The organism is Idiomarina aquatica (genome assembly GCF_004362895.1).
GTDB lineage: Bacteria > Pseudomonadota > Gammaproteobacteria > Enterobacterales > Alteromonadaceae > Idiomarina.
On the sequence record NZ_SNXI01000015.1, the window covers coordinates 38,440 to 62,933 of the forward strand.

The following is a 24,494-nucleotide window of genomic DNA, read 5'->3' on the forward strand; positions in this document are numbered from 1 at the left end:
TCAATTAAGCAGTGGATGGATCCTCGTCAGCTTTTTTACTGGCCGGCTTAGGAGATTTTTTCTTAGCCGGTCTTTTGGCCCCCAGAGCGATAACAACCTGTTCACGCTCACGCGCCAGAAAAAATGCCAAATCTTCTAGCTTTTGCTCATCGTCAATGGTGTCGCTGCGTTTTAGTAAGGGTACCAACTCGTCCACCATATCCAGCATTTTGTCGTGGGCATCTGCTTCCGCTTTACTATTAAAGGTCATTTTCTCTTCTCCGTCTCGCACAACAACGTACTGAGTTACTACAGGCATGGTTATTCCTCGTCGGTGGCATAATACTGTTTATTTTTACAGTTATTTGTTAATGGTTGCAACCTTTGTGGTCTATACCTGATTACATCAGGATCAGTGGTTTTACTCTGGGCTAAATAAGGATGATGACTATACTCCGCTGTTTTGGGAGATGATTATGGCCTTAGCAACGGTGTTTACCCGGGCAAGCCTCGGCATTGATGCACCGGAAATAAGGGTGGAAGTCGATTTAGCGCGTGGGTTACCCGGGTTTGCAATTGTGGGTTTGCCAACCGCTACTATTCGGGAGGCTAAAGATAGGGTAAAAGCCGCCTTGTTGAACGCAGGTCTGGAGTTCCCGGCGGCAACAAAAATCACGGTCAACTTATCACCGGCGGATATTCCGAAACAGGGAGCTCGCTATGAACTCGCTATCGCAATTGGTATTTTAGTTGCGTCAGGCCAAATCCCCGATAGCGCCATTCGAGACACCGAGTTTTATGGTGAGTTGGCGTTAAATGCCGAGCTTCTGCCCGTAGCGGGTCTGGTACCGTCGTTATTGGCTTGCCGCACTGCTAAGCGAACCGCTGTGATACCGTTAAAAAATGAACCTGATGCGTCGCTAATAAAAAACCAAACCTCGTTCTTAGTTCCTGATTTAGTCAGTATTTTTGAGCACCTGCACCAACATAATGAACTACGAAAAGCGTGTCCCGTTGATTGGCAAAAAACGGAGACAACGCACTATGGTGACATAGCTGAAGTTATGGGGCAGGAGCAGGCTAAACGCGCACTGTTGCTGGCCGCCGCGGGCCGTCATCATATTCTTTTTGTGGGGCCGCCCGGTACAGGCAAAACAATGTTGGCACAACGGTTGATGAGCCTAATGCCCGGCTTAACAGAACAGCAGGCGCTCGAACTCGCATCAATTCGCTCTATTGCGCAACGAGCGGGTAGCGTCGAAGATTGGCGGGTACGTGAATTTCGTGCCCCTCATCATTCGTGTTCTGCAGCTGCGCTTGTGGGAGGAGGCTCTGTCAATTCCCATAATTAATGAGAAATTCCCACAATAGATGAGAATTTTTTAAAGGGAATAATTGATTTAATGATTCTTGCTTTAAACCCTTTTTGGGGCCGCTTCTCAGCGGGAGAAGATAAAACAAGATTTGTTCTCTATAATGACGTTGTGATGCCAAATAATAGGTTTTCGAAGAGATAACTTTAAAAAGGACTTTAATATGAAAGTAATGAAATCACTATCCATCGTTAGTGTTGCTCTAATCGCGTCTCTTGGGGCTTCAGCCTCAGATATAAACCGATACAACATTAAGTATTTAGTAACGTCAAAAAGCGGAACTGTAGAGGCGAGTCAAGCCGATTGGGTGCCTGGCGAAGCGAGACGGAAGAAAGCCAGCGCTACTATTGACGGCAAGAAGGTGCCTATCAAATTTAGTATGTCTTCGGCCGGTACTGCAAACAACCTCAGTTTCGCGCTCTACATTACGCAAGAGGATCGCGTTTGGGGTGTATGGAGTTCACCTAGTTGTGGCAATGTCCGTATTAGTCAGCCGTGGAGCGGTGAAGATATAATGATTGAGCGCAAGTTTTCTCTCGATTGTGAACTGACTTTGACCATTAGCAAAGAATGACGCCCCAAATGTCAAATCCCCACAATAGATTAGAATTTTCAATGGCAAGCGTTCAGCCATATCGTGTGGTTTTAATCCTTTAACAACAGGGGCTGCGGACGAGGCTGGAAATGACAGAGTGAAACGACTGAATATGAATAAGAGGTGGCGCTGAAAGCGCTACCTCCAATCCAGAGAGTGTAAAAATATCTGTGTAAATGGCATTCTTAGCAATATCGAAGAAGGATATCAGAATGCCAATATCCGCTGCTAAACACTCGCGTGTGAAGGTATCAACAACCGTCAAAATACGAAACTTGTTCCCGCTAGAAAGCTGGTCGGCTACAAAGTCCATCGCCCAAGCCTCATTCGGCCTTGTACTTCGAATGTAGTCGCGTTTTCGGTGTGCTCCACTGACATTGCGCCGCGGACGTTTAGGACGCAGTTGGAGTCTTTCCAAACAGTACAAACGATGGACACGCTTCTTATTCACGTGAATGCCTTCACGTTTTAGCATTACATGAATGCGCATATAACCGTATCGCACGCGGGTTCTGGCTATCGCTACGATCTTCTGCCGAAACGCTTCCTGGGGCTCCGAGCGTGGCTTGTAACGACAGGCCGTGCGGCTTAGACCTGTTAATGCACATGCTCTTCGCTCGCTAATACTGTATAGAGTTATTAAATGGCGCACCGCCTTACGACGCTGCGGTACGCTTACCACTTTCGGGTATTAAGGTCCTGCAACATAACCTTATCGAGGGTTAGATTGGCAACAATCCGTTAGAGCTTCTCGTTCTCTTCTCGTAGCTGCTTGAGCTCACGGACCTGGCCAGACTCAAGCCCTGAGTATTTCTTTTTCCAAGCGTAGAAGGTACCCTCGGCAATCCCCATTTTGTGAGCGATTTCAGCAATAGATAATCCAGCTTCGTGTTTTTTTATAGCAGATACAATCTGCTCAACAGAAAAACGTTTTGATTTCATGGCATGACCCTCTCAAGATCTTTATCATGCCCAAATTCATCGCCCTTGTGGATCTTTTTCTTGGGGACCGTCAGTAGTTTAACTATTATCTTTGTTAAGTTGACTAGGTTTCTGAGACTTTAAAAGCAAATAGACAGCTACAATCGAACCACACAAGAGCCCAAAAAAAATAGATACTGGCATATGGGTTTCAGAAGTTATACTCCACCAAGTCGGTATATGGAAGCCTATAAGACTATCGCAAACCTCCATGTAAGGGTAATATTCGGATGGGCCGCACTCACCACCATCATTTATCATTGGCACAAATATCTGAAACATGGTGGTTGTAACAATGATAGTTATTACAGATGATAAAAAAATGATTGCATTACTAATTTTCATTTCTAGAGCCTCATGAAGTTATAACAATTGTGTACTGAGCATGCGCTCTTCAAAATTCGTTCAATTGATAGTCCTAAATTCTTAGGTTGCTGATTTATAGAACATTTCGAGGTTGGAAGACTCGGAATTTGTTCGCATAGTTAGAGCATAATCTTTATAACGTATCTAATATTCAAAATCTAATGTTTGATTTTTGTAACCTTACTGAGGTTATGCAAGTCAAATACACAATACAACAATAAAACGCGCATTGATGCAGATAAGAATCAGCTGCGCACCGCTATCATTATTTACTCTTACGAATAACGGAAGGGCGAGTCAGGAGTTGAAGTAGGCTGAAAATGAGAACGGTCCGCTGCTCGCTCACAGTGACGTTCCCCCTAATTTTGAAGTAACAAAAAGCGGGTAATGGAGTACATTTCCGTTATAATGACTTTTTATGCGCCGGGTTCTGTTTGAGTTTGCGAACTTTTTCACGATGCGCATCGACTTGCTCTCTATTCATTCTGTGCTGCTCTTCGGTTAGTTCGCCAAACTCGGGTAATAAGCTTTCAAATTGACGCAACCGTTTCCACATGCCTTCCATAAATATTCCGTCGATTGAGGTTCTTCCCAGAAACATCGAAGATAGTGCCTTTAACTCATCTGGCAATTCCTCACCGTTCAAAACCTTGTTCGTCATCCACAGATAAACATCAACGATTTGCAGCCCGATAGACTCAGCACTACTCGAGATAGTGAGTTCGTTGTCAACCAATCCTCTTTGAACAATTTGGTCGTGGTCAAAGGTCGCAAACAGTGGCTGTCTTAGATATCGCTCTCTCTCTCTTTGAGGAGCTTTGCGGATACCTTCGGTTATCAAGCCCTGAATCTTGTGAGTTTCAGCTTGCGCCTTATTGAACTGGGACTGTCTGTCGACGAGAATCGAAGAAGCACGCTTTCGTTTTTTCTTACGCACTCTTCTTGCAATTGAAGATGCGACGAATTGAAATGCAATAGCATTTGGTGAAAGCATTTTCTCGTCAGGACACCCGAAGTCAAGTTTTAGTGGGTTTTCGATACCGTAATCTAGGGCATCAATGATAACTTCTTTCGCTCGTTCGTCTATCGCTACCTGTGTCGCGGTCTCTCTGATTGCCACAAACAAGGCCACGATATCTTGGTCGTGCTTCTCGACTTTTTTAACTGTACAGAGTCGCCACGACTCCATGAGTAACTTCGCATCAATTAGTTGAGTCAAGTTCCGGATCAGAAGATACCGAAGCGGAGTCCAATACCATTCCCACTTAACAGCTTCATTTAAACCGGCATCGAATACCGCGTCGAAGAATGTTACGAGCGCAAACGTAGGCTTATGAATGAAATAGTAGTCAAAATCAAACTTCATCTTACTTTGGATTTGCATTAGCAGTGGGGCAATACGCACGAGCCCACCTACCCCCAGGACATTCGCATGGATCTGATCGTCATCGATCAGTTCCAAAATCTGTTTGTGAAGTGCGTAACACAACGCGTCCACATTTGTCCGGCATGAAAGCACTCCATAGCTCAGCACAGGCTGATTAGCGTCGAAAAGATTGTTTCCAGTGTTGCCAGATTCGTCAATGTGGAAGTACATAGTATTTTAAATCCGGTGCAGACCTAGCTTCAGCGAAGTCCAGCCCTTACTTTACCTATTAATTTGGAGTCTACCGTGAATGACTAGCATACAAAAATTCAAAATAATAAACACTCTGCTTATCGCCCGCATCTGACAGTGACTTTCCATAGGCTGAGGCAGTAAAAAGCCAATCGCGCGAAAGTAAACGAAGACCTTGGGAAGCCCCTTTTCTAACTGTTCATAAGAAAAGATAGGAAGCTAATTACGGCGATCAAGCCTAGAGCGAACATTGTAACTAGAGCTTTTGACTGAGTTAGGGACTTAAACAATGCAACCACAGTCGACGTTCCAGTGATTCCGAGGTTGTAATTAATAACGTGTTCACTATTTCGTTTTTTCATGCGACGTCCTTACCAAGGATTTTAGAAACGCTTAATAACACTATTCTCAACTTAGCATAAACGGGATAGAGATCTAAAAATTAATTCCGTCGAAGTGCAATAAAAGCCAGCTTAGCCCGATAAACTGACATGCTGTGGTCAGAGCCAAATTTCTTAAACGTAAATTGTTTTCTGAACCAACCTTTTAAACGATAAAAAATATCAACGTGAGTCAGTAATCTTGCCTTTGAGTACTCGCCGCTTTTAACGTCTGTTAAAAATCGCATGTCACCGCCATGCAGGTAACCGCCGAACTTTTCGCGTAAAAAGGATTTCCACTTATCACCCACAGCTGGAATAAATCCAACTAGCCAGGATATTGCAGTGATAGTAAAGCCTGGCGGTGGAACCATGGTTACTCCATCAGAAGAGTTTACAACACGGTATATGGGCGTCTTCATCGTCATTAACCAGTGGTCGTCGGACACTCGGGGTGCACCGTAGGTGTAACAGGCTGCATTACCGCCGGTATGGGTTATTCTTTTTGCTGCGATTGTTGCCAACGCACCGCCAAGAGAGTGACCGGTAATGAACAAAGGCAGCTCAGGGAACTCGCTAAGTGATTGATTGATGTCCAGCTCGATTAAATTAAAGGCATCGTGAAAGCCGGAGTGGGCCTTTCCCTCGGTAACGCATTTGGTTAAGTTTGCTCGAGCATCGGTTTTTATGTCTTTTAGCTGGGTCGGCTCTGTACCTCTGAAGGATAGAACCAGAAATTGATTGGTTTTGATAAGTACTGCCTGGCTTTCACCGGCATTAAATGTCTTTATGAGCTCAGCTTCGAGCATCGCTAATTGCTCCTCGAGCAGCCGTTTTTCCTCTTCATGGTCATACGCAAAGTTATCAATAGCTAACTGAACTACCGTTTTCAGCTTCCGCGTATCCTGAATGCTCTTGTCCAGCATTCTTTCGATCGAGTTTCCCAGGCGGGGATTTATAATGGGTGGGTTAAACTTCATGTACGCCAATTCGGCAAAACAGGCCATTAACCATGCGGTTCGGTCACTATATGCTTTTCGGTGCATTGGAACACTTTTGCCTAGAAGCGTTTTAGCTTGGTTAAGCTCTGTACTGGTTTTTATTATTGGAGCTGACATAGGTATAATGTAAATAATCAAATTATGTTATTTTTAGGTTAACATTATTCTTGAGGAATTCCACTTTACGGAGAAAAGTCAGGCTTAGTCACATCCTGATATTATTGCGGAGTGATGAACACATTAATTGACGTCAAGTAGCGCCGATACGTGTTAAAAACAACGTTATTTCCAAAAAACTTGTTGCCTGGTTGATTAAGTCCAATTAAATACTAGCTTAAGTTTTGACCAACTCAATAAGGAGAAGAAAATGGCAAAACGATAAGTTAAGGCGACAAGGAAAGACGATGACGGTGATATCACGGCACTATGTAATGAGTGGCAAACATGGTCTCCTCGAAAAAAGTTGATGCCATTAATGACATAGAACGTGGCATTCATGAATATTATGTGAAAGAAGTCGGCACCCAGGAAGTCGCGGTTAAAGTAAAATCTCGTGGCGGGAAAAAGTATTTAACCACTGAAGCGGATAGCAACAGCGGTAATAACTTGGATAACTTACCAAATTGCTGAGTTTCATGAGGGTGGCTTCGCCACCCTTTTGCAATGGCACACAAAAACTAATGCAAACTGAGTATTAACAAGCTGACACCTATTGCCGGAATACTCAGGCCTAATGGTTATGGTGGAAAGGACGCTAAATAAAAGGAGGTTGTATGCTCAAGGATTTGAGTGACGAGGTATACGCAGAGACGCTATCGATAGACGAAATCACTAGTAAAATACATGCTCTTGATGATGCTGAGCGGGTAGAAGTTGAGCAAGCAATTGAGTTCGCAAAATCTGTTTTCCAAAAACAGCAAACGTCACTGGAACAATTCAATCGGTTGCCGCACTCAGAGAAAGTTGATTATTTGTCTGCAGTATCGTGTATGCGGGAGCATTATCAGAAAAATGAACAGTTTGCACTTGTTATCGGGTTTCACTTCTTGTTTCACAAGCTTTTATCAACACTGTCTATGACTCATGGAATTATTCATTCCGAACGAGGCATGATGCTGCATAGCTGAAAGGCTCCGGCTACACTGGTTGCCTAGCCAGGCCTGCGGAAACAACAATTCCGAAGGGCTCCGGTTGCTATGACAATTATCCATTTCGTTAAAGAGTGTTCAGCACCTAACGCATGAACGATCTGGCTGAATAAATGCCCTCACGGCATAAAAACTAAAGGGTATAAAGCACAGCTTTAGACAGTAAAGCGCTGTATACGTTTAGTCATAATACGAATGGTTGCTCTTATGAATCAGCTAACCCTAAGATTATTGAAGGGAACATCTGAATCAAAGTGTAACGTACAGTGTCACTTAAACAGCAAGCTAACAAAATTCACCGTATTGCATTTCTAGCGCGATTTCCCTGATTTTGTTACGTCCAATAAACGTATTGATGAACGTTACCGGTGCCTCACCGTCAAGCACGGGGATTGGCGTTTCCAGCCACTCGATTAGCAATTGCAAATCATCTTCAAAGAAGCGTTTTAGCTCAAACCAAAGATTCAAAAAGCCCCCTATCATTTCAGTTTTTGCGTTGGTAATCGTTTCTGTCCAGCCTAAATAATTTGGGACCGTCGGCCTTTTCCCCTAGGGTATACAGACTCCATAATTCAATTTATAACACATAAATTAATGATGTTAACACATAAATTTATGTGTTATTATAGTTTAATGATTTACCGCGAATTCAAACGCCAACTAGGCAAAGCTGGAATAACGGGTCGAGAGTTCTCCCAACTCGTGAAGCTGCATCCCAACTCGCTATCAAATTACGCGAAAGGTGGGGTTGTGCCTGATCACTGGGCAATTGTTGCTGCCTTAATTGGAGAAATGGCGGAACATGGCTTGGATTATACGTCTGTAATAGAGAAAGTTGGCTGTAGACCTAATAAAGTAAGGGGAAAAGTCGGGTCTGAACGGTTCGGCAGTAGCCTCTAATATTAAATTGTAGCGATTAGTGGAGTAGAAGATGGAACACCCGAGTAAGAAATACAAAGTATTGGTGGTTGATCCACCTTGGAATCAAGGCAAAACGGGTAAACGTGCGGTTCGTCCGAATCAACAAACGAAGCTAGACTACGCGACGATGTCTAAGGATGAATTGATGCAACTACCTATATCGGATTGGGCTGAAGATCAGAGTTTTCTGTGGCTTTGGGCGACCAACAGCAAAGATCGGAAGACTAAAGAGCCGATTTTAAAAATGGCCTTCGATCTCATGGAATCTTGGGGGTTCACTTTTTACACCATGGTGACGTGGGATAAAAAGACAGGACCTTGTCCTTTTGGACCATACCAAATAACTACGGAACATGTTCTTTTTGGCTACCGAGGAAAGGCAGAGTTTGAAAAAAGTAGTCTTGGTAAAATGAAAACGTGTTTTACTGAGTCGCCGACTATTCATTCAGCCAAGCCTGACTCTTTTTATCAGAAAGTAAATCAGTTATTCTCTGGTGATAAACTAGATGTATTTGCAAGACAAATAAGGGAAGGTTTTGACGGTTGGGGAAATGAGTATGGCTCCCTCGATGTTAATGCAAAAAGAGTAATTAAAAGGAAGATAGCTACTCATGGCACAAATTTCGAAAATATTGCACAAGCAAGATAGAGAGAAGTATTGGGTGTACGTTGATGGAGAGTTTTGTGTTTCTATTCGGGAGAGAACCTTCAAAGGAATGAACTTGAGGGAAGGAATGGAAATTAGTTGCGACAAACTGAAAGAAATGGAAAGCTTTCACTTTAAGAATCAGTATCAGAATTCTTGGGAAGAAGAAAAGGTTCGCTTAAAGGCTGTCACAGATTTACTACACGATATTTCGCCTGAGATTAAAGTTACAGTGACAGGATTTGGAGCGGATAGTAATGAATTAATTCGGGAGCACCCCGAAGAGCAAGGAAAGCCAGATCTAGAAGTTACGTTTAATAGCAACGTGATAATGTTGGTAGAGGTTTCTGGAACAAAAGTGATGCGAGGCAGTGACTACTGGGTACGCCCAGACAAGTTATCATATTGTCAGCATCATCCCGAAGAAAATGTTTGGATAGTTTTGCATTATGCCGAGCCAAGTGAAAAGTTTGTTTTCATAAAGCCGAGACCCGAGAAAGAATATTTGTACGAAGTTAAAAATATTCGAGGCACTGACGAGCACTATGTTGTGTTTACCGACGATTCACCAGAAGTCTATTCACGATACAACTTTGCAGAACAATTGTTAGGCTTGCTTGATTAGCCTCTCAAGCGCTTAGCGGCTAAGTCGTTTTAGTATTATCTGAGTTGGTAACTATTGCTTGGATGTCACAGAGCACCGTTCCAAGAGATGGAAGCAGTAAAGGAGTGTCGCCATAATGTGGGAATGGCTCAACTACGATCACTGACCTTGTCGACAGCCGCCAAAGCATGGACATTTCATAATAGTTATTTACACTAAGTTCACTAAAAAAAACAAGTTGACCACTACACTCGGTACGGATTTTGAAGACATTATCAAATGCTTTCTTCTTAATTTACAGGGAAAACTTTAATAAGGTGGCGTAATGCAGCTATTAAACCTCAATATTGACCGAATAATCATCCATCAGGTTTATCAAAGAGACACTGAAGGACAGAAAAAAGCTGCAATGCGTAGCCATGAGTTTACCAGGTTCTCAAGCGATGCAATGGAAACATTTAAGCAACGAGTGATTGAAGCATTAGGTGAAGGTTCACGTGCCGTGCAAATGGAAATTGTGCACCAAGAACCTGCTAATCTACCTCAGATTGTGGATAGAGTTATAGACGAGAGCGATGACACTTTCGCAGTTTCATCCTACGACTTTGCGACATTGCTTACTGACGCCCAGCAGATGAAGTCGATACCTGGTGGAATTGTTGTGGTATTTACTGGAACTCAAGGTCATCCGGCGAAAAAATTCTTAGGTATAATCAAAGCTGAAACTCATAGTGCGTACGAAAAAGAAATTGATGACTCTACAGGTGAAATCTCGCTGAAGTACGTTGAAGAGGTCCTGTTAACACCTAGCTCAAAGCTTTATAAAACTGCGGGCTTTTTTGAGAAAGCCTCATATAGTTCGCCATGTAGCGATTTAAATGAAAAATGGACTGTGATGGTGTCAGACTCACAGATTAACAAAGCAGGCGGTAAAGCTGCTGCTAGGTATTTTTATGCTGACTTCCTTGGTTGTGGGTACCCACAAACAAGTGCTAGAACCACTAAGCAGTTCTATGAGTCTGCTAAAGACTTTATTTCTGGCCTTGATGCTCCAGAGTCAAAAAAAAGTGATTACATCAATGCTCTTACAACATATCTGAAGGTTGATACCTCGTCGTCCATTAGTACCGATGACTTTGCTGAGAAGTATTTTGAAACTGAAATTCAGGATGCGTTTTCTGAACATATGGAAAGTGCCGGTATACCGACGACGTCATTTACTAAGGACATTGAGCACATCTCGAGCAACCTGAAATTTAGAAAGGTACGCTTCAGCAAAAATGTCAAAATTTCCGCGCCTTCAGACTCTTTTAAAGAGCTCATAAATATTTCAACAATCGAGGGAGACTCAGATGAGTCGGGGATGGCAACGGAATGGACCAAAGTAATTATCAAAGATAAAATAGTGACGCAGGAATGACGGAAGCAGAGTTCGAAGCAAAGTGGGTGGAAGATAAGCCTGTTTATGATGCTTGGGGACGCTTTGTTGTTCAGGAGATCTGCAAAAGTATTGAGGAAAACAGGAAAAATTTAAGCACTTTCCTAAAGCTGCCAGCTAAGCACCGTTTGAAAGATCGGAAGTCGCTAATTGATAAGGCATTTTACCGAGCTGGTAAAGATTATAAAGATCCCTACAACGATATTGAAGATAAAGTAGGTGCCCGATTCGTAGTTCTTGTCATTGAAGACATTGAGCTTATCTGCGACATAATAAAGTCATCACCGCTATGGACGTTTGATGCGTGCAAACACTTTCATGAGGACAAGGAAAGGTCCCCGTTGTTGTTCACTTATCAGTCAGTTCACTTTGTTTTACGTCCCCAAAAGCGATTCACATATGATGAAATTGTTATACCAAAAGATGTTCCGTGCGAAGTTCAAATTAGAACGCTTCTCCAGCATGCTCACGCTGAACTAACTCATGATGCAATTTACAAGGCAAAAACTGCGATAGAGCCTAGGGTGCATCGTACAGTCGCTAAGAGCATGGCTCTTATTGAAACTACTGATGATTTTTTCAGTGAAGTAACTCAACAGCTAAACCAAGGTCCAATAGATAAATTAGATATTATTTCTAAACTTGACGCGTTGTACTACAGTTTTACCGGCATAAAGGCGGAAACCCAAAAGTCAATTTTGACGATTCTGGATGAGTTCCAAGAGTTAGTTGATGATGAACTCATAGAAAAAATTGAGTACTTTGTTAAGAGTAACCCTATCGTTCCTGAAATTATTCAATCAAAATACACAGAAAGTGCAGTTTATAAACAAAGTACGGTCCTATTTATTTATTGGATGCTTAAGCGTAAGAGACGAACGCTACTTAACAACTGGCCACTGGATAGGCAGTTGCTAGTCCCGTTAGCCAACGACCTAGGTGTTAGTACTTCAGACGGCTAAGTGTTTTTATCCAATCATTTACTCTCGACCGGCTAATTGCTCCCGGTCCGCGAACGCGGTGCAAGGCAAGTCTTAAAGACGGTCACTAAGCATAATATCGAATTACACAAATCCAATGCACATGATGAACAAGGTGCACATGGTTTGTACCGAACTGACAAATTAAGGACCTTTCCATTAAGTTTAAGCTTTGGCGTTGCGAGCCCCGAAGTCGAAAAGCTATCACTTATTGATGAAGATTATTAACTGTTAAGAAGGAAAATTGGTTATGGCAAATAACTTGATGATTTCGTATGACTTAAATAGCCCAGGACAAGATTACGATGCGGTGATTAGCAGAATTCAAAGCTTGGGAAATTGGGCAAAGGTCCATAAATCGTTATGGTATGTGAACTCCAATTATTCGGCAGCTCAGGCGGCCGACTTGGTATGGGGAAAGATGGATAGGAATGACCAACTGATAGTGATTGATACTACTAATAACAACGCAAACTGGTATAACCTTAGTGACGAAGTCAGTGGCTTTATAAGGCAATACTGGCAAAGGTGAGGAGTAAGCAAAGTTTTTGCGGTTTACTGATGCTTACTAAATTCGTAGCTGCCTAAGTATTTCATCCATCGATGGAGTCGTTGGGATTAGATGGCAATGAACTCACTGGACTCCTCACTGTTAGGGAACTGCCAATTAAATACTATCGTCACATATACCGGGCGCCAACCGTTTACCTGGAAACTGAACGTTTTCGGTATTCTTTAGGTGCAGCATTATATGGTCACCTAAAAGTGACGCATCCGTCGAGGCATCAATATTCCAGCTATCTAATAAATATCCGGCTAAAGCTGCTCTCACTTGTTTCTTAAGGATACCAGAGTTCATTTGGTACTCGAACTCAATCATAGGGGCAATATTGCTCAACCGAGGGTGCGGTTGTATCTCAAGTTCGACTATGGTGTTCCATGCATCATCAGCTGCTCGTTGCTCATGAGGAAAAATTCCATCACCCTTGCAAGGATCCAATGAGTTCACTCGGTTAATGACGAAATCACGAAATTCGTTGTGTTTACGATCGAAGCCTCTCACGTGCCAACGGAGTCCGCTATCTGCAATCGAATGAGGAACAATTTGTCTTTTAGCGCCTTGTGGGGATGACTTGGATAGATAGTTAATGGCTATTGGGTATTTTCGTTTTATAGCTCGTGTAATGCCGGCTAAAATATCCAGATTTACATGAAATAAACTGTTTTTGACCGCAAATGGTTTATCTGTTGTGCGTGCAAAACTGTCGCCGAAACCATCTGTTAGTGTGCTCAGACATTTATTGATAGATACTTCGATAACAGGCGATGCATTGTCCTGCCACTCATAGCGTCTGATATTCGGTTTGTAAATCAAATTATCAGGAGCTATCGAATTGTAACGCTGGAATGTGCGAGTGGCGCTTGCCTCACTTATATCGAACCTCTGCATTAGATCAGCTCGAGATACGACTCCATAGAATCGACCGATAAACTCAATGTGAGCTAATAATTCTGTTTGATATCCGGTAATCTTAGTAGCCATAAGTGCTCCAATCTATATAGTCGATCAGTGCGATCAAAAAAGATCTAAAAAACAGATCAAAATGCTTGACGTCATCAGATTGACTAGTATTATCGTAATTGCAGAAAAAAAGCCACCACTATGTTTGAGCGGCAGCTTCTTTTCTGAGTTCATTAACCAGAGCTAATGGAACTACTGTTTGGCGACATAAGTTTCTATTAACTCCTGGTTAGTGTCAAATTTTTTTACATTTGAACTAGTTGAGGAGGCCTACTATGGCTACCAATCCCCCTGTTGGTGATAACCAACGTCGCGGCGCAGTGCGCCAACGTTCTCAAACAGAAACCCCAAGCGGTCATTGGGTTAAGCGAGATGCCGTTACCGGTCGCTTCATGGATGTTAAGTCTGATGGAACGCCTTTTAAAGGCGTGAGAAAGGAGAAATAACATGGCAGCACGGTATGAATTATTTGAAGGCATTGATGAACAGTTTTATTTTCGACTCATCGCCGCAAACGGCGAAACCATTCTTCGTAGCGAAGGTTATGTTGCCAAGCAAGGAGCTGAGAACGGTATAAGTTCGGTCAGAGCCAATAGCCCGCATGACAATCGTTATGAGAAACGGATCTCATCAAATGACAAGTACTATTTTGTTCTCAAAAGTGGTAACTGGGAAATTATAGGCATGAGTCAAATGTACACGACAGTCCAAGCCAGAGACAAAGGGATCGCATCGGTTAAAGCGAATGGTCCTGTTGCTCCGATTATCGATTTGACTTAGTACTCAAATGTGAGGCTCTAAAACAGAGCCTCTTCTCAACTTTATAAGTCAGACATTCCGGGACGCGTGTTCAGGTGTGCATAAATTGATTGAACTTCTTTCGTAAAATTGTCTAGAAAGAATTGGGCGGATCCAGTCTCCCATTGTTGTCTGTGTGAGTTAGTCCTAGCTCCGTGCGCAACTCAATCAGTGGCTGCCAAAAAAGCACTGCCCGGTATTCTTATGCCAGATAATTAGATGATTAAAAATGACTAACGCTTTAGACGAAATACGTTTTAGTGAACTACCGGACGACGGTAACCATTGGGTTGTAATTGAACACGGAGCTGTTCGTTGGAATAACGATGCTCAAGACGAACCCTTAGTGGATATAGCATTTCGTGAACTTGGTTCGGACAAGGTAGCTATTAGGCAAATAGCTAAGTCCTATACAGCTTATCTTTTGCGCGGCAGTGTTTGGAAAAATGGTCTTTTAGTAGGCGAACGGGATGACCTGGTTGATATGACTCTGGATTTCGATCTTCATCAACTAAAAGACATTCACTACATTACTGCGCATAGCAAAGATATTGAGCTTAAACGAGCATTGAATAGAAGTTCTGGCGCAATTCACGACGATCCATTATATGCAATTTCTCCCAAACAGTACCCAATCCCCTCGCAACTAAAAAGAACAAAATACTTTCCTGTGCGCACAAATCAAGGGGTTGAGTTGATAGTAAACTGTCTTACAGTATTTGACGCGCTATACGGTCACGGACAGTTCATGCGGAAGACATTGTTTAACTACTATAGCGACAAGGCATTAAAACTGCTTGAGTTTAAAGATTACGACATCAATGAATTCGAGAATCCGCCGCGGGCTGAGCAGTATCAAATTGGTGTAAAAACAAAAGTCCTTGATGCTGACGTTCCGTTAGTGTTCGGCTTGAAGGAATTCGAATCGCTTCAAAAGTCAGTAAATTACTTATCTAGTCAGCTTACCAGGAAAGCCGAAGGCGGTGATAGATACCTATCAATCCGGCCTTGGTTCGAAGGAAATCACCAATGGCACGTTACAGGCCTATGGCTAGAGCCTGGAAAGCGCTTTTTGGCGTTACGAATTAACAAATTTAAATACCCTCAACTTCCAAGTTTTTACTTAGTGAGAGAAAATCGAAACGCGCAAGCCCAGGAGCCAGAAAGCGGCTCTGGAACAGTAAATCTGCCCTTATACAATACCGATAAGAAACCGAAAACCTCCGGCAAAGGAAAGTCAAATTCACGTTCTCGCTCGACAAAGCTTTTCTCCGGTAGTGCTGAAATGTGGGGCGAACCAGATATAGAGAAACCACGGCCAAAGAAAACTGAAAATGATAAAGGCTCTGGAAAAACTGAGCCAAAAGAACTAAACACTGTATCTCCTAGTGATATGAACTCCGCTAAATCTAACGCCGGAAAAGTTGATGTTGACCGCGATAAACAGCAAGACAACCCAAACAAGCAATTATCAGAAGAGGAAAGCCGCGAGGCGCTGTACGCAATAAACCTGATTTCTAAAGCGTTAGCTATGATCCAGCGAGAACAAAGCGTCAATGCGCAAGTTCACACGTTAAATGATTCTCTTGGTTGGACCCAACACGACCTCCTAGACTTGTCATTTCATCACTTTCAGGGTGTAAATAACTGGTGCTTAAACAAACGGTTGGCTGATAGACACGACGAGCCACATAAGTGCCCAAAACGGAAGTATGTGGTTTTGCGTTTAAGAGCTAAGGGCATGGTGTTTTATTTCGTTGCGTTAGAGCGATTTAAGAACAACCGGTTCAGAACAGGAATATTAAGTTTTAGCTCAGACCAAGAACTATTAGAAAAACTGCCTTTAATCGAAAAAGCCCTAATTGACAAGAAAGGAGTATGGCGAAACATTAACGCCCCTTTCCTGTTCAGCACGGTGTCTCATGGAGCTGAGTCCGTCACTGTAGCAAAACAAATATGTAGAAAATTAGGATTAAGTTTGAAACTTGGTGAGGGGGACATATCATGAGATAAAAGAGAGCTGCATTGTGCAGACAGGAGAAAAGGTATTCTGAGTTGCGGATGCTAGTATCGTCATCTTCGCTGTGTTCCCGATTCTGAAATGATTTTTAGGATGGTCAAATGGGAATATTCAGTAGGTTGAGCAGTGTTCGCAGACTATTCATCAAAAGTAACGCTAGTGCTTGCTGTGTCAGCAGAAAAGGGTGAACCTTATCATTGGTATTGGAGTCAATAGCGCTTGCTGACCTGAGGCTTGATTTCAGCTTTCGTTTTTCAGCTCAAATACTTTGTCTTGGTAATCTGAGCCATGAATAATGATCTTTTCGAATTCTTTATATCCGCGTCTCAGTACGTTGCATCGATCTAGGAACTTTAAATACGAATTGAGAACCCCCCAGCCGTTTGGCACCGCTTTACCTGTATCCATAAATTGAAGGCTTCTCACTGGTTCAATGACATCAATACCGAAGCTGCGCTTTAACTGTTGACTCAAAATTGGCACGGCAATACCTTTACCACTCAAATAACAAATGCTTCGTAAGGCGATAACTTGCCAGTACCGTTGTGGACAACCAAAGATCCAACCACCATTTATTTCGCAGGTGTATCGAAGCGCATCAATATTTAGCCAACCTAACTCCTCAACGAATTGATCATAGTATTTTTCAATGGTAGCCAAGTTTGGGGATCTTGCCATGTCCGGGTTTATCTGCAATTGCTCAAACCGCTTCAGCTTATTCGTTATATCACGTTTGATTTGCGCGCCTTTTGTGAAACGTACAAGTTCTTGCGCGTTCTTTACCTCTTTTATGTGTTGTTCCGCTCGTTCAGAACGACCCCAGCGCAATCTTGCGACGAATACACGAGGATCAGGTAATGACACATCATTAAGAGCGAGGTATGACTTTCCTAAATCTTTTACAGGTCCCTCGCCAATCTGCAACGCGACTGGAAGTCTATAAGTCTTCCCATTGTAGCCGAGCACCAGGTCGAATCGACTATCCGCTATTTCACTGACTCCATGCAAGTCGAACTCGCCACCGATAATCGGCGCTTGTGGCTTATCTATTGGGTAATCGTTACCATCTTTTAATTTAATGGTTGTAGCCAAAATATGCTGAGGGAACTTGTACCGGGGTAGGTTCACTTTACCGCTGGATAAGAGTTGATTCGAAATCTGCTTATGCCAGTTCCGTATTATATCGTTACGTTCGTCGACCAAGGCAGAGTTTTTACTGCAGACAATTGAGTTTAGATAGTCCAATAGGCGTGAGCTCTTGTTTAACCACTTGATGCGTTCGGGTTGATATAAAGCTTGTTTAAGTTCATCAACACTCACTTTCGGTTGCTTTAGCAGACTGGCTAAATCAATTTCTATGGCAGAATAGTCACTTGACTTTATTTTCTCCATCTTGTCATCGTCAACCTTATGAGTCACCGCAATTTCTATAAGCAAAGGCTCCCATAAGCCATAAATATCGACTTCACATCGTATGTCTGGGCGGTAAACATATTCATTTAGCCAAACCTCTTCTTCGACGATCTGAATATCTCTCATATCGTTAAAAAATGAATACTCATACGTGTAGGGCTCATTTAATATCGTTTTCAACGAAGTGGACTGACACTCAACAGGCGGGAGATATGTAGAATCATTGTTAAGGAAAAACTGTTTAGCAGCCAGATGAAGAGCTGTTTCCCGGCAGTGGGTATATTCATCGGCTTCATGATGTGCAAAGTGGTGCCGTTTTTCGGAGCCTTTTTTAGCAACCAGGACCGCATGACAAGACGGGCAAATGCAATTACAAGCAAGTCCGCTGGGTACATCCTCAATTGAGGTTATCGTGTGTTTTCCTGACTCAAGAGCCACGATAATACTCATAGAAATTCCTTTTCTATTTTTACTTTTGCGTTTCCATTAACTTTCCAGAAGGGTCTGCACTCAACATAGTAATTCGCCAGAATGGTCAGGCTTTCATGCAGTTTATTTTTCAATCAACGAAAAAGCAAACCTAAGTAGAATGCGAGCATACAGATAGCGCAGCTCTTCTGCAGAGAGAGTGTGTGAAATTTTATTGGCGTATCAGATTGCCGCAATTACTGCTAACGAAAGTACTCCATGCAAAATGTTAGGCCTCATGTCACTCGCCGGGAAAGCCGGAGTCGCTATTAGTCGAAAATGAGTAAAATACTTTCTCTGTTTAAGGTTTAGCAATCCAGAGCTTTTGATGGTTGAAGAGTGCTGTTATGTCACTGTTTGAACTCGCTATTGAAAACGCCCCAGTAGTGACAGAGACCCCATAAAAATGAAACAAAAAGCACTTCACATAGTCTTGCAGCTCGGCGTTAGTTAACCCGCCATATCGGTATTTATTAGTTAAATAAGCCAGTCGATACTCTGTGCTGGCTTCAACAGACGGCCAAGTGAGTTGAATCGTTGGTGTGGCAAAATTGATATATTTAGTCAGGCTGCATCTGGTCCCGGGTGTTTCAGCGGCGAGCTGCCGGATTGCAGTGTTTAGGTCATTGGATTGAGCCCAGTGCTCATAAAGCCGCTTTATCGAAGACGATTCGACTCTTATGGTTTGCAGTTTGATGCGGTGCTTCTTATACCCCGCTATGCGCTCATTAAAAAACTCAGTGATTATAAACTGGTGACCTAATGGGCATAGTGTTAACACTGTACTGATGTTCTTATGGATAGTCCGCAAGTCCATGGCTGCTTTTAGGGTAGAAGGGTCACAATTGATACCGAGGGAGTCCAGATAACGCTTGAGGAGCGACGATTTTCGAAAATGCCCGCCGTCTAAACCCGTAAGGAATTCGACATTACGCTCCCAATCATCAGGTGCTGTTTGAAGTGCTTCAAAAAAATCAAAATAGCTGTTCTGCACTGAAGCGGCTTTAGCCGGACCAACATTCACTGTCAGCCAAGCCACATAGTCTACAAACATTGCCCTGATATCACTATTTCCGAGCAATTCAGCGTTGAAAATAGTCCTTTTGTCATTCCGGTTGCAAGCCTGGCAACGCTGGCAAAGTGTTTTATTGCTACGGTAGGTTTCGGCTCCGCATTTTGAGCAGTAATAGTGGATGCCGTTCACGCAACGATAACACAGGTCGCGACCATCACTCGTTTTATACAATGCCGCTTTTATTCCACATTGAGGACACTTCGCGTACATTTTGTAACGACATGATTGGCATATCGGTTTATTGGTACCGTTTTTCTTATCGATTGATAGTCGAGACGACTTGCCACACATCGAGCATTTTCTATATGGCTTTAATACGACGTTAGCGCATGAATTACACAATAGACCAAACGACTCGATACGGCCGACTGGCCGGCCGACGCGGTGACAGCGCACACAAGGGGTTATTGCTGAGTAGCATCGATAACACAGCGGCTTTTTCTCATCCCTGTGTATGCGTTTTAATTCACCGCAGTGTGAACACGCGCGTTTAACAAAGAAATATAGGTAACAATCCATACAGTATCGCTTTCCGCGGTATTTACGTCCAAACTTATCGGCGTATTGTAGGCATTGTTCACACTGTTTTTGCTTACCCATCAGTCGATGCCGTGTTTAACAAGAAACGCCTGCCACCGTCTTTCAATGGCTCGTCTTGATGGTAACTTTTTAACTGGATTTTGGGTTTCGTTGCGAGCTCGCGCATCGAAACATCGCTTTTCTGGTAAGTATTGCTGTAACTCTTCCGGTATCGTATCAGCACAATTATTCAGAAGTGATAATGGTATGTCAGACTCCAACAATGACAGGGCGAATTGCGCGGTTCCCATCGACATTAATGGGGCTACGGTTTCCAGTAAGCTGCGTCTATCGTCCGTTGTTAGCCAATCGAATGCCAATGATGAGAAATCCGCAAAGGCGTAAAAACGCTCTTCATTACACTGGAATAAGGTCGCCGCGCTCTGAGGGATGGACTGCTTTGCTGAGAGTCTCCTCACAAGTGAAATTAAATAGCGAAGCCGTTGGAAATGCGTTGGCGAATAGTCCTGCTCGCTAAAGGCTTGTTTCTCAAGCATACCGGTAACGGATGCCAGTTCGTTATTAGCCGATGCCGGTTTGATGTCACTCATATCCCATCGGCAATGCGCACACTGTTTCAGTTTGCCTCGAGTGAGTTTATGTACTTCAACTGACGCGCCGCAATGCGGACAGCTATCGTGCAGATTGATACGGTGTTTTGTGCAAATGGTAATAAACGATATTCGCCATTGCCGCCTTAGGTAGGGCTTAACATCTTCCATAAGGCACAAGGGGCAGAATTGAGTAGACCGGATGGTGTTTTTATTACGCGTACTTCGCTGTATCACCCAAGGCCATGTGTTAGTTCTATTTAGCTTAGTGTCTTGATTAACGCGCATAATCACAGGCTTAAGCAGCATGCTGTCTATTTCGCTCTCACTCAGTGACGAGACTTGCTGAAGTGCTTTTAATTGGTCTGGTGTGAGCTCCCTATCAATATCACGAGTCCATGCGCGCCAACCCGGCCAGATATAATTTACAACGGTTGATGGAGAGGAGAAGTTAGCGAGGCTTGCCCTTACAAGCCACGATGAGAGTGTTTCGTTTTCTAACGGTTTAATGCGAGCAGGCCAGGGACCTCTTACAACTCGATGTACCTTGGCCCGTCCGTGGGCGTGTAACACGAGAATGACTCCACAATGTCGACATCAATTTTTTCGGTACCTTTAGTTATAGCTGAATTTGCGCAAACTTTTAGTAATTCATGAATATTACCTAAATTCCCTTGTGAGATTGCATGTATCTCGGTGGCGAGCTTTTTACTAGCAAGCTCTGATGGCTCCCGTAAGGGCAAAACTTTTTCAAATGCGTTCAGCAAAGAGCGGAAGTCCTTATTGAGCCTCCATTTTGGCAACTGCATCGAGGTGAACCGACTTTGGATCTGAGAGTCTTCACGAATAATGTTCGCAGCCGCCGGTATTCCAGTTGCGACTATTGGGATGCGAAGCGTGTTAGAAATGCGTTTGATTTCGGCCAATGCATCGTTTTTCGCTCTGGCGGTACCGTTATTCAGGGTATGAAACTCATCTATTATCAGCATTTGAGTTTTGCTTTGTAAAAGGTGAGAGAGCGCCTCGTTTCTCATGGTTGATATGACAGTGTTGGGGCCAATCGGCGCCCAAAAGTTTTTAAGGATTGTGTAATACAAGTCTCGAATGCTGGGACCCGACTGCTCAATAACCACAACTGGTTTAATTAAGATTTCCTCTTCTTCCGTAACATATTCCTCTCCATGAAGCTTGCAAAAACGCTCTATGATTGACGTTTTACCATTATTAGAGTCCCCCGTCAGTAATAGCCAGGGCATACGAGCCTGCTTGGGATAGTTAAGGGTTTCCGCCAGGATATTGATGGCTCGAGTCGCTACCGGATAATTTATCCAACGCTTTTGTTTGATGAACTGTTTACGCTGCTCATCGGGCAATGCGGCGACTTCTCGGAACTTAGGGTGTAGGTGTTTAAACTGGTCCATTCGCGTCACTCTATATCGAAGTCATCAATGTCTTCATCCCAAAGCTCTTCATCCTGTGGGGTCGGCCTGGTTTCAGATTTTGTAGCGTCTTTTTCGTCAATTACCGGCTCAATAGCTGCGAAAGCCGCGGGCGTTTTTGATTTTTTATGATTTTTATCACGTTGAGCCTTTCTACGTGCATCGGTTGTTGCTTTTCGCGACTCATCCTCAATCCTTTTCATGTTGCTGAGCGCCCGGGATAGCATTGACTGATTATAGTCTGTCTGTCCGAGCTGCTTCAGATATGCTTTAGCTTCTCTGAGTTCCCATACGGTTCTGAAGCTTATCGATGGGTCAGCGTATGGTACTTTCAGGTAAATTTTGGCTTTATCGTCATAGACCCATATTCGCTTAATATTGCGGGGGTCGCGCCTGATAATAAATTGTTTAGGTTTTTTCGTCTCGGGATGATATGCGCCAATGAGGTGTCTTATATTATCTGAGAAATAATACAGACCATCCCACACGATACCTTGTGACCGTATTGTGCGTCTTTCGTAAGGCAAAAAGCTTAATTCAATGGACAAAGGATCGCTGGGAAGGTCTGGCCAGCCATGCGGTATATCATCAAGTTCCCCATATACCGCCATCGACCATTTTGTAGCAGGCGGAACACCCAACACATCGTGCTTCTCATGGTGGTACCCGACGATTGCATTAATTAACCAATGCTCTAAGGCTTCAAAGTTAAAAATTGCATTTTTTTCTGAGTCATAAGAGCCGCGTGCTTTGGGATTATTGAATGTCTTACCATCCAAGTCCTTTAGATTCTGCTGGAAGGTACCAAGCAACCGTTCGATGTGACCGCCCCATCTGGGTTTAGCGACCGGGCGAAACTCGAGGTTGATGTTGTTTTCCATACACCCAAGACGCAGTGTGTCCGATGTGAAGTCAGCACCATTATCGACATGGACTTTTTTAGGAATCCCCCAAACAAGCCATTCGAGGTCTAGGTTCAAATGCTTGAGCCAGTTTTCTTTTGGAATAATCGAATGCGATAAGCACATCGCAACAGACAGTGTGCTGGGTGCATCTAATGACAAATAAAAGCCGGTTACCATGCGTGAATACACGTCAATGGCCATTGTCAACCAAACGCGCTTAATTGATTCGCGTTGCTCATCATCGACAATGATGATATCAAGCGGCGTATGGTCGATTTGTACGACACTAAGTATTGTATCTGCGCCGGGGAACTTGCCGGCCCGGGCAAGGAAACGGTTATCAGCAATATCTGTATGCCCTCGAGCGCGTAATCGACGCTCTTCCGGCACACGGCTTATTCGTCTGTATACAGTCGACTGCGAAGGTGGCTTCAAATTGGCATTTTCACATGCTTCTTTTACACGAAGATAGACCGCCTTTGGGGTCATTCTGGCTTTCGTCAAATAGAAGTTATCGATGCAATGGTTGATGATTTGGTCTGTTTCTTCATCAACCCTGGTTTTATCCCTATTCCAGCCTCGACGTCTGGGAGCCAGACTGACAAGTGATTGTGTAGCGTTGTAAGACTTTAGCCATCTGAGCAGCGTATTGTAATGAACGCTCACCTTGGCGGCCTGTATTTTAGCGTCACGTACTTTGAATGCCGAGCCTAGTTCGAGGAGGGGTTCTATTGCTTTTAGCCGCTCTTTTGCTGTTTTTAAATCTTTTTTAGGGATCGCTAAGATATCATCGTGAACAACCTGCCCGGATGTATCTGCTGGAACGATGGCGGTTATGATATCGGATAGTTTTACCACTTCGATGGTTTTGCTATCGTCCAGCTTGACTAATAGCACTTCACTTTTACTTAAAAACTCTTTCAGAAGGTAATCCCCGTTGTCCAGCCGGATAACCTGACCCTTGGTGAGCTTTGTTTTGGCTTTAGATACTTTATGTTGGTCAGACATACTTCTTTGCCTTAACAATTTGTGTGTTCTGACTCAGGGGGCTGGATAAATCCAGATACACAAGATGATGCCGGGCTAACCACCAGATACGTCCAATCGTTTGCAAATACTCATCCCTGTCTTTTGTGAAGCTTTCCAGAAATTGCTTAACCGTAATAGGGAGTTGGGTTTTGTTTAAACTATCCAGCAGGAAGTGTTGTGCCTCATCTGTTACCGAGCTAACCGAGTAATTTCTGAGCTTGCGGATGTTATCCAAAAGAACGCCGTGTATCCTGCGCTCATCGTATATTTTGAAAATCCAGCCTTCCTGTTTTGCAACGGCGAAAGCTTCTGCGAATTTTGGTTTAAGCTTTTGAAAATTTGACAGGAGTTCTTCACGCTCTTTAACTTCAACGAGCATTGGCTTTCTTTCTGGGGTTTTAAAATAAACCAGGTAGTCAGGCGTGTAGCGTTGTGTTCGACCATTCAAATCGGTGTATGAAAGTTCAATAGGCTGGGAAACGACTTTCTCGACATGCTCATCAAACTCCATACGCATGACGAAATCACGTTCAACAGTCGACTCATGTGCGACACAATCAACGCCCCTGAATGAATAATATCCTCTACTGCTGCGCCGATTCGTCGGAATTTTGCGTACGGACGTGCGATGTTGCAACTTTTTACCGTTTATTATGGGAATTTTT

The 24,494-nt window shown here is 43.4% G+C and carries 25 protein-coding genes and 2 pseudogenes; 12 read left to right on the forward strand and 15 right to left on the reverse strand.

The annotated features are described in order from the left end of the window. Nucleotides 1-4: 4 nt before the first annotated feature. A complete protein-coding gene (locus tag DEU29_RS10460; protein ID WP_133540304.1) occupies nucleotides 5-298 on the reverse strand; it encodes a YebG family protein in 294 nt (97 codons plus the stop codon). A 157-nt stretch (nucleotides 299-455) separates the two neighbouring features. On the opposite strand from DEU29_RS10460, the gene DEU29_RS10465 reads away from it, so the two are divergent. Both DEU29_RS10465 and DEU29_RS10470 read left to right on the forward strand, forming a co-directional pair. After that, nucleotides 456-1,331 carry an ATP-binding protein gene (locus tag DEU29_RS10465; protein ID WP_133540305.1) on the forward strand — a complete coding sequence of 292 codons (876 nt, stop codon included), beginning with the start codon at nucleotides 456-458 and terminating at the stop codon, nucleotides 1,329-1,331. Between the two features lie 184 nt (nucleotides 1,332-1,515). Next, nucleotides 1,516-1,926 carry a hypothetical protein gene (locus DEU29_RS10470; RefSeq protein ID WP_133540306.1) on the forward strand — a complete coding sequence of 137 codons (411 nt, stop codon included), beginning with the start codon at nucleotides 1,516-1,518 and terminating at the stop codon, nucleotides 1,924-1,926. A 79-nt stretch (nucleotides 1,927-2,005) separates the two neighbouring features. Here DEU29_RS10470 and DEU29_RS14125 read toward each other — a convergent pair whose 3' ends face one another. The 5 genes and pseudogenes from DEU29_RS14125 to DEU29_RS10490 all read right to left on the reverse strand — a co-directional run bounded on the left by DEU29_RS14125 (nucleotide 2,006) and on the right by DEU29_RS10490 (nucleotide 6,338). Then, nucleotides 2,006-2,260 carry a hypothetical protein gene (locus tag DEU29_RS14125; RefSeq protein ID WP_243734564.1) on the reverse strand — a complete coding sequence of 85 codons (255 nt, stop codon included), beginning with the start codon at nucleotides 2,258-2,260 and terminating at the stop codon, nucleotides 2,006-2,008. Nucleotides 2,261-2,341: 81 nt separating this feature from the next. Continuing rightward, a pseudogene (locus DEU29_RS14280) lies at nucleotides 2,342-2,629 on the reverse strand (IS3 family transposase); the annotation flags it as partial. Between the two features lie 59 nt (nucleotides 2,630-2,688). Next, entirely contained in the window at nucleotides 2,689-2,889 is a 201-nt protein-coding gene (locus tag DEU29_RS10480) for a transposase (RefSeq protein WP_133540308.1), read from the reverse strand. A gap of 808 nt (nucleotides 2,890-3,697) precedes the next feature. Beyond that, nucleotides 3,698-4,891, reverse strand: a complete 1,194-nt coding sequence (locus DEU29_RS10485; protein WP_133540309.1) for a DUF3800 domain-containing protein — start codon at nucleotides 4,889-4,891, stop codon at nucleotides 3,698-3,700. 463 nt (nucleotides 4,892-5,354) lie between these two features. Continuing rightward, nucleotides 5,355-6,338 carry a lipase family protein gene (locus DEU29_RS10490; RefSeq protein WP_208107633.1) on the reverse strand — a complete coding sequence of 328 codons (984 nt, stop codon included), beginning with the start codon at nucleotides 6,336-6,338 and terminating at the stop codon, nucleotides 5,355-5,357. Nucleotides 6,339-6,737: 399 nt separating this feature from the next. Between DEU29_RS10490 and DEU29_RS10495 the strand changes: the two genes are divergently transcribed. After that, complete coding sequence (locus DEU29_RS10495; RefSeq protein WP_208107634.1) at nucleotides 6,738-6,923, forward strand: DUF3892 domain-containing protein; 186 nt, start codon at nucleotides 6,738-6,740, stop codon at nucleotides 6,921-6,923. 143 nt (nucleotides 6,924-7,066) lie between these two features. After that, nucleotides 7,067-7,420 (forward strand): hypothetical protein, encoded by a 354-nt coding sequence (locus DEU29_RS10500; RefSeq protein WP_133540311.1) that lies wholly within the window; start codon nucleotides 7,067-7,069, stop codon nucleotides 7,418-7,420. Between the two features lie 306 nt (nucleotides 7,421-7,726). On the opposite strand, the gene DEU29_RS10505 is transcribed toward DEU29_RS10500, so the two are convergent. Continuing rightward, nucleotides 7,727-7,909 (reverse strand): antitoxin Xre/MbcA/ParS toxin-binding domain-containing protein, encoded by a 183-nt coding sequence (locus DEU29_RS10505; protein ID WP_166635904.1) that lies wholly within the window; start codon nucleotides 7,907-7,909, stop codon nucleotides 7,727-7,729. A 463-nt stretch (nucleotides 7,910-8,372) separates the two neighbouring features. Between DEU29_RS10505 and DEU29_RS10515 the strand changes: the two genes are divergently transcribed. The 5 genes from DEU29_RS10515 (at nucleotide 8,373) to DEU29_RS10535 (ending at nucleotide 12,562) form a co-directional block, all read left to right on the forward strand. Next, nucleotides 8,373-9,011, forward strand: a complete 639-nt coding sequence (locus DEU29_RS10515; RefSeq protein WP_133540313.1) for an MT-A70 family methyltransferase — start codon at nucleotides 8,373-8,375, stop codon at nucleotides 9,009-9,011. Then, nucleotides 8,974-9,633 (forward strand): hypothetical protein, encoded by a 660-nt coding sequence (locus tag DEU29_RS10520; protein WP_133540314.1) that lies wholly within the window; start codon nucleotides 8,974-8,976, stop codon nucleotides 9,631-9,633. The genes DEU29_RS10515 and DEU29_RS10520 overlap by 38 nt, the downstream gene beginning before the upstream one ends. Nucleotides 9,634-9,937: 304 nt before the next feature. After that, nucleotides 9,938-11,032: a nucleoid-associated protein gene (locus DEU29_RS10525; protein WP_133540315.1), complete on the forward strand. Its 1,095-nt coding sequence runs from the start codon at nucleotides 9,938-9,940 to the stop codon at nucleotides 11,030-11,032. Continuing rightward, on the forward strand, nucleotides 11,029-12,012 hold the full coding sequence (locus tag DEU29_RS10530; protein WP_133540316.1) for a GTP pyrophosphokinase: 984 nt from the start codon (nucleotides 11,029-11,031) through the stop codon (nucleotides 12,010-12,012). The genes DEU29_RS10525 and DEU29_RS10530 overlap by 4 nt, the downstream gene beginning before the upstream one ends. Nucleotides 12,013-12,280: 268 nt before the next feature. Further along, complete coding sequence (locus DEU29_RS10535) at nucleotides 12,281-12,562, forward strand: hypothetical protein (protein ID WP_133540317.1); 282 nt, start codon at nucleotides 12,281-12,283, stop codon at nucleotides 12,560-12,562. 135 nt (nucleotides 12,563-12,697) lie between these two features. Here the strand turns inward: DEU29_RS10535 and DEU29_RS10540 are convergent, their stop codons facing one another. Then, nucleotides 12,698-13,573: a WYL domain-containing protein gene (locus tag DEU29_RS10540; RefSeq protein WP_133540318.1), complete on the reverse strand. Its 876-nt coding sequence runs from the start codon at nucleotides 13,571-13,573 to the stop codon at nucleotides 12,698-12,700. 254 nt (nucleotides 13,574-13,827) lie between these two features. On the opposite strand from DEU29_RS10540, the gene DEU29_RS14000 reads away from it, so the two are divergent. The 3 genes from DEU29_RS14000 to DEU29_RS10550 all read left to right on the forward strand — a co-directional run bounded on the left by DEU29_RS14000 (nucleotide 13,828) and on the right by DEU29_RS10550 (nucleotide 16,358). Next, nucleotides 13,828-13,998: a hypothetical protein gene (locus tag DEU29_RS14000; protein WP_006953910.1), complete on the forward strand. Its 171-nt coding sequence runs from the start codon at nucleotides 13,828-13,830 to the stop codon at nucleotides 13,996-13,998. A 1-nt stretch (nucleotide 13,999) separates the two neighbouring features. Then, nucleotides 14,000-14,332 carry a YegP family protein gene (locus tag DEU29_RS10545; protein WP_133540319.1) on the forward strand — a complete coding sequence of 111 codons (333 nt, stop codon included), beginning with the start codon at nucleotides 14,000-14,002 and terminating at the stop codon, nucleotides 14,330-14,332. Between the two features lie 247 nt (nucleotides 14,333-14,579). Then, nucleotides 14,580-16,358 (forward strand): hypothetical protein, encoded by a 1,779-nt coding sequence (locus DEU29_RS10550; protein WP_133540320.1) that lies wholly within the window; start codon nucleotides 14,580-14,582, stop codon nucleotides 16,356-16,358. Nucleotides 16,359-16,610: 252 nt separating this feature from the next. Here DEU29_RS10550 and DEU29_RS10555 read toward each other — a convergent pair whose 3' ends face one another. The 7 genes and pseudogenes from DEU29_RS10555 to DEU29_RS10580 form a co-directional block, all read right to left on the reverse strand. Next, nucleotides 16,611-18,233, reverse strand: a complete 1,623-nt coding sequence (locus tag DEU29_RS10555) for a hypothetical protein (protein ID WP_133540321.1) — start codon at nucleotides 18,231-18,233, stop codon at nucleotides 16,611-16,613. A gap of 319 nt (nucleotides 18,234-18,552) precedes the next feature. Beyond that, nucleotides 18,553-19,497 (reverse strand): hypothetical protein, encoded by a 945-nt coding sequence (locus tag DEU29_RS10560; RefSeq protein ID WP_133540322.1) that lies wholly within the window; start codon nucleotides 19,495-19,497, stop codon nucleotides 18,553-18,555. A gap of 428 nt (nucleotides 19,498-19,925) precedes the next feature. Beyond that, entirely contained in the window at nucleotides 19,926-20,456 is a 531-nt protein-coding gene (locus DEU29_RS14130) for a hypothetical protein (RefSeq protein ID WP_243734565.1), read from the reverse strand. Between the two features lie 102 nt (nucleotides 20,457-20,558). Further along, nucleotides 20,559-21,029: pseudogene (locus DEU29_RS14285) on the reverse strand (TniQ family protein); the annotation flags it as partial. Then, nucleotides 20,987-21,877 carry a TniB family NTP-binding protein gene (locus DEU29_RS10570; RefSeq protein ID WP_133540323.1) on the reverse strand — a complete coding sequence of 297 codons (891 nt, stop codon included), beginning with the start codon at nucleotides 21,875-21,877 and terminating at the stop codon, nucleotides 20,987-20,989. The gene DEU29_RS10570 and the pseudogene DEU29_RS14285, both read right to left, overlap by 43 nt. Before the next feature lie 5 nt (nucleotides 21,878-21,882). Beyond that, the gene (locus DEU29_RS10575) at nucleotides 21,883-23,808 is read right to left on the reverse strand and encodes a Mu transposase C-terminal domain-containing protein (protein ID WP_133540324.1); all 1,926 of its coding nucleotides are present in this window, start codon (nucleotides 23,806-23,808) and stop codon (nucleotides 21,883-21,885) included. After that, the gene (locus DEU29_RS10580) at nucleotides 23,801-24,346 is read right to left on the reverse strand and encodes a TnsA endonuclease N-terminal domain-containing protein (protein WP_133540325.1); all 546 of its coding nucleotides are present in this window, start codon (nucleotides 24,344-24,346) and stop codon (nucleotides 23,801-23,803) included. Before DEU29_RS10580 ends, DEU29_RS10575 begins: the two co-directional genes overlap by 8 nt. Between the last annotated feature and the right edge of the window lie 148 nt (nucleotides 24,347-24,494).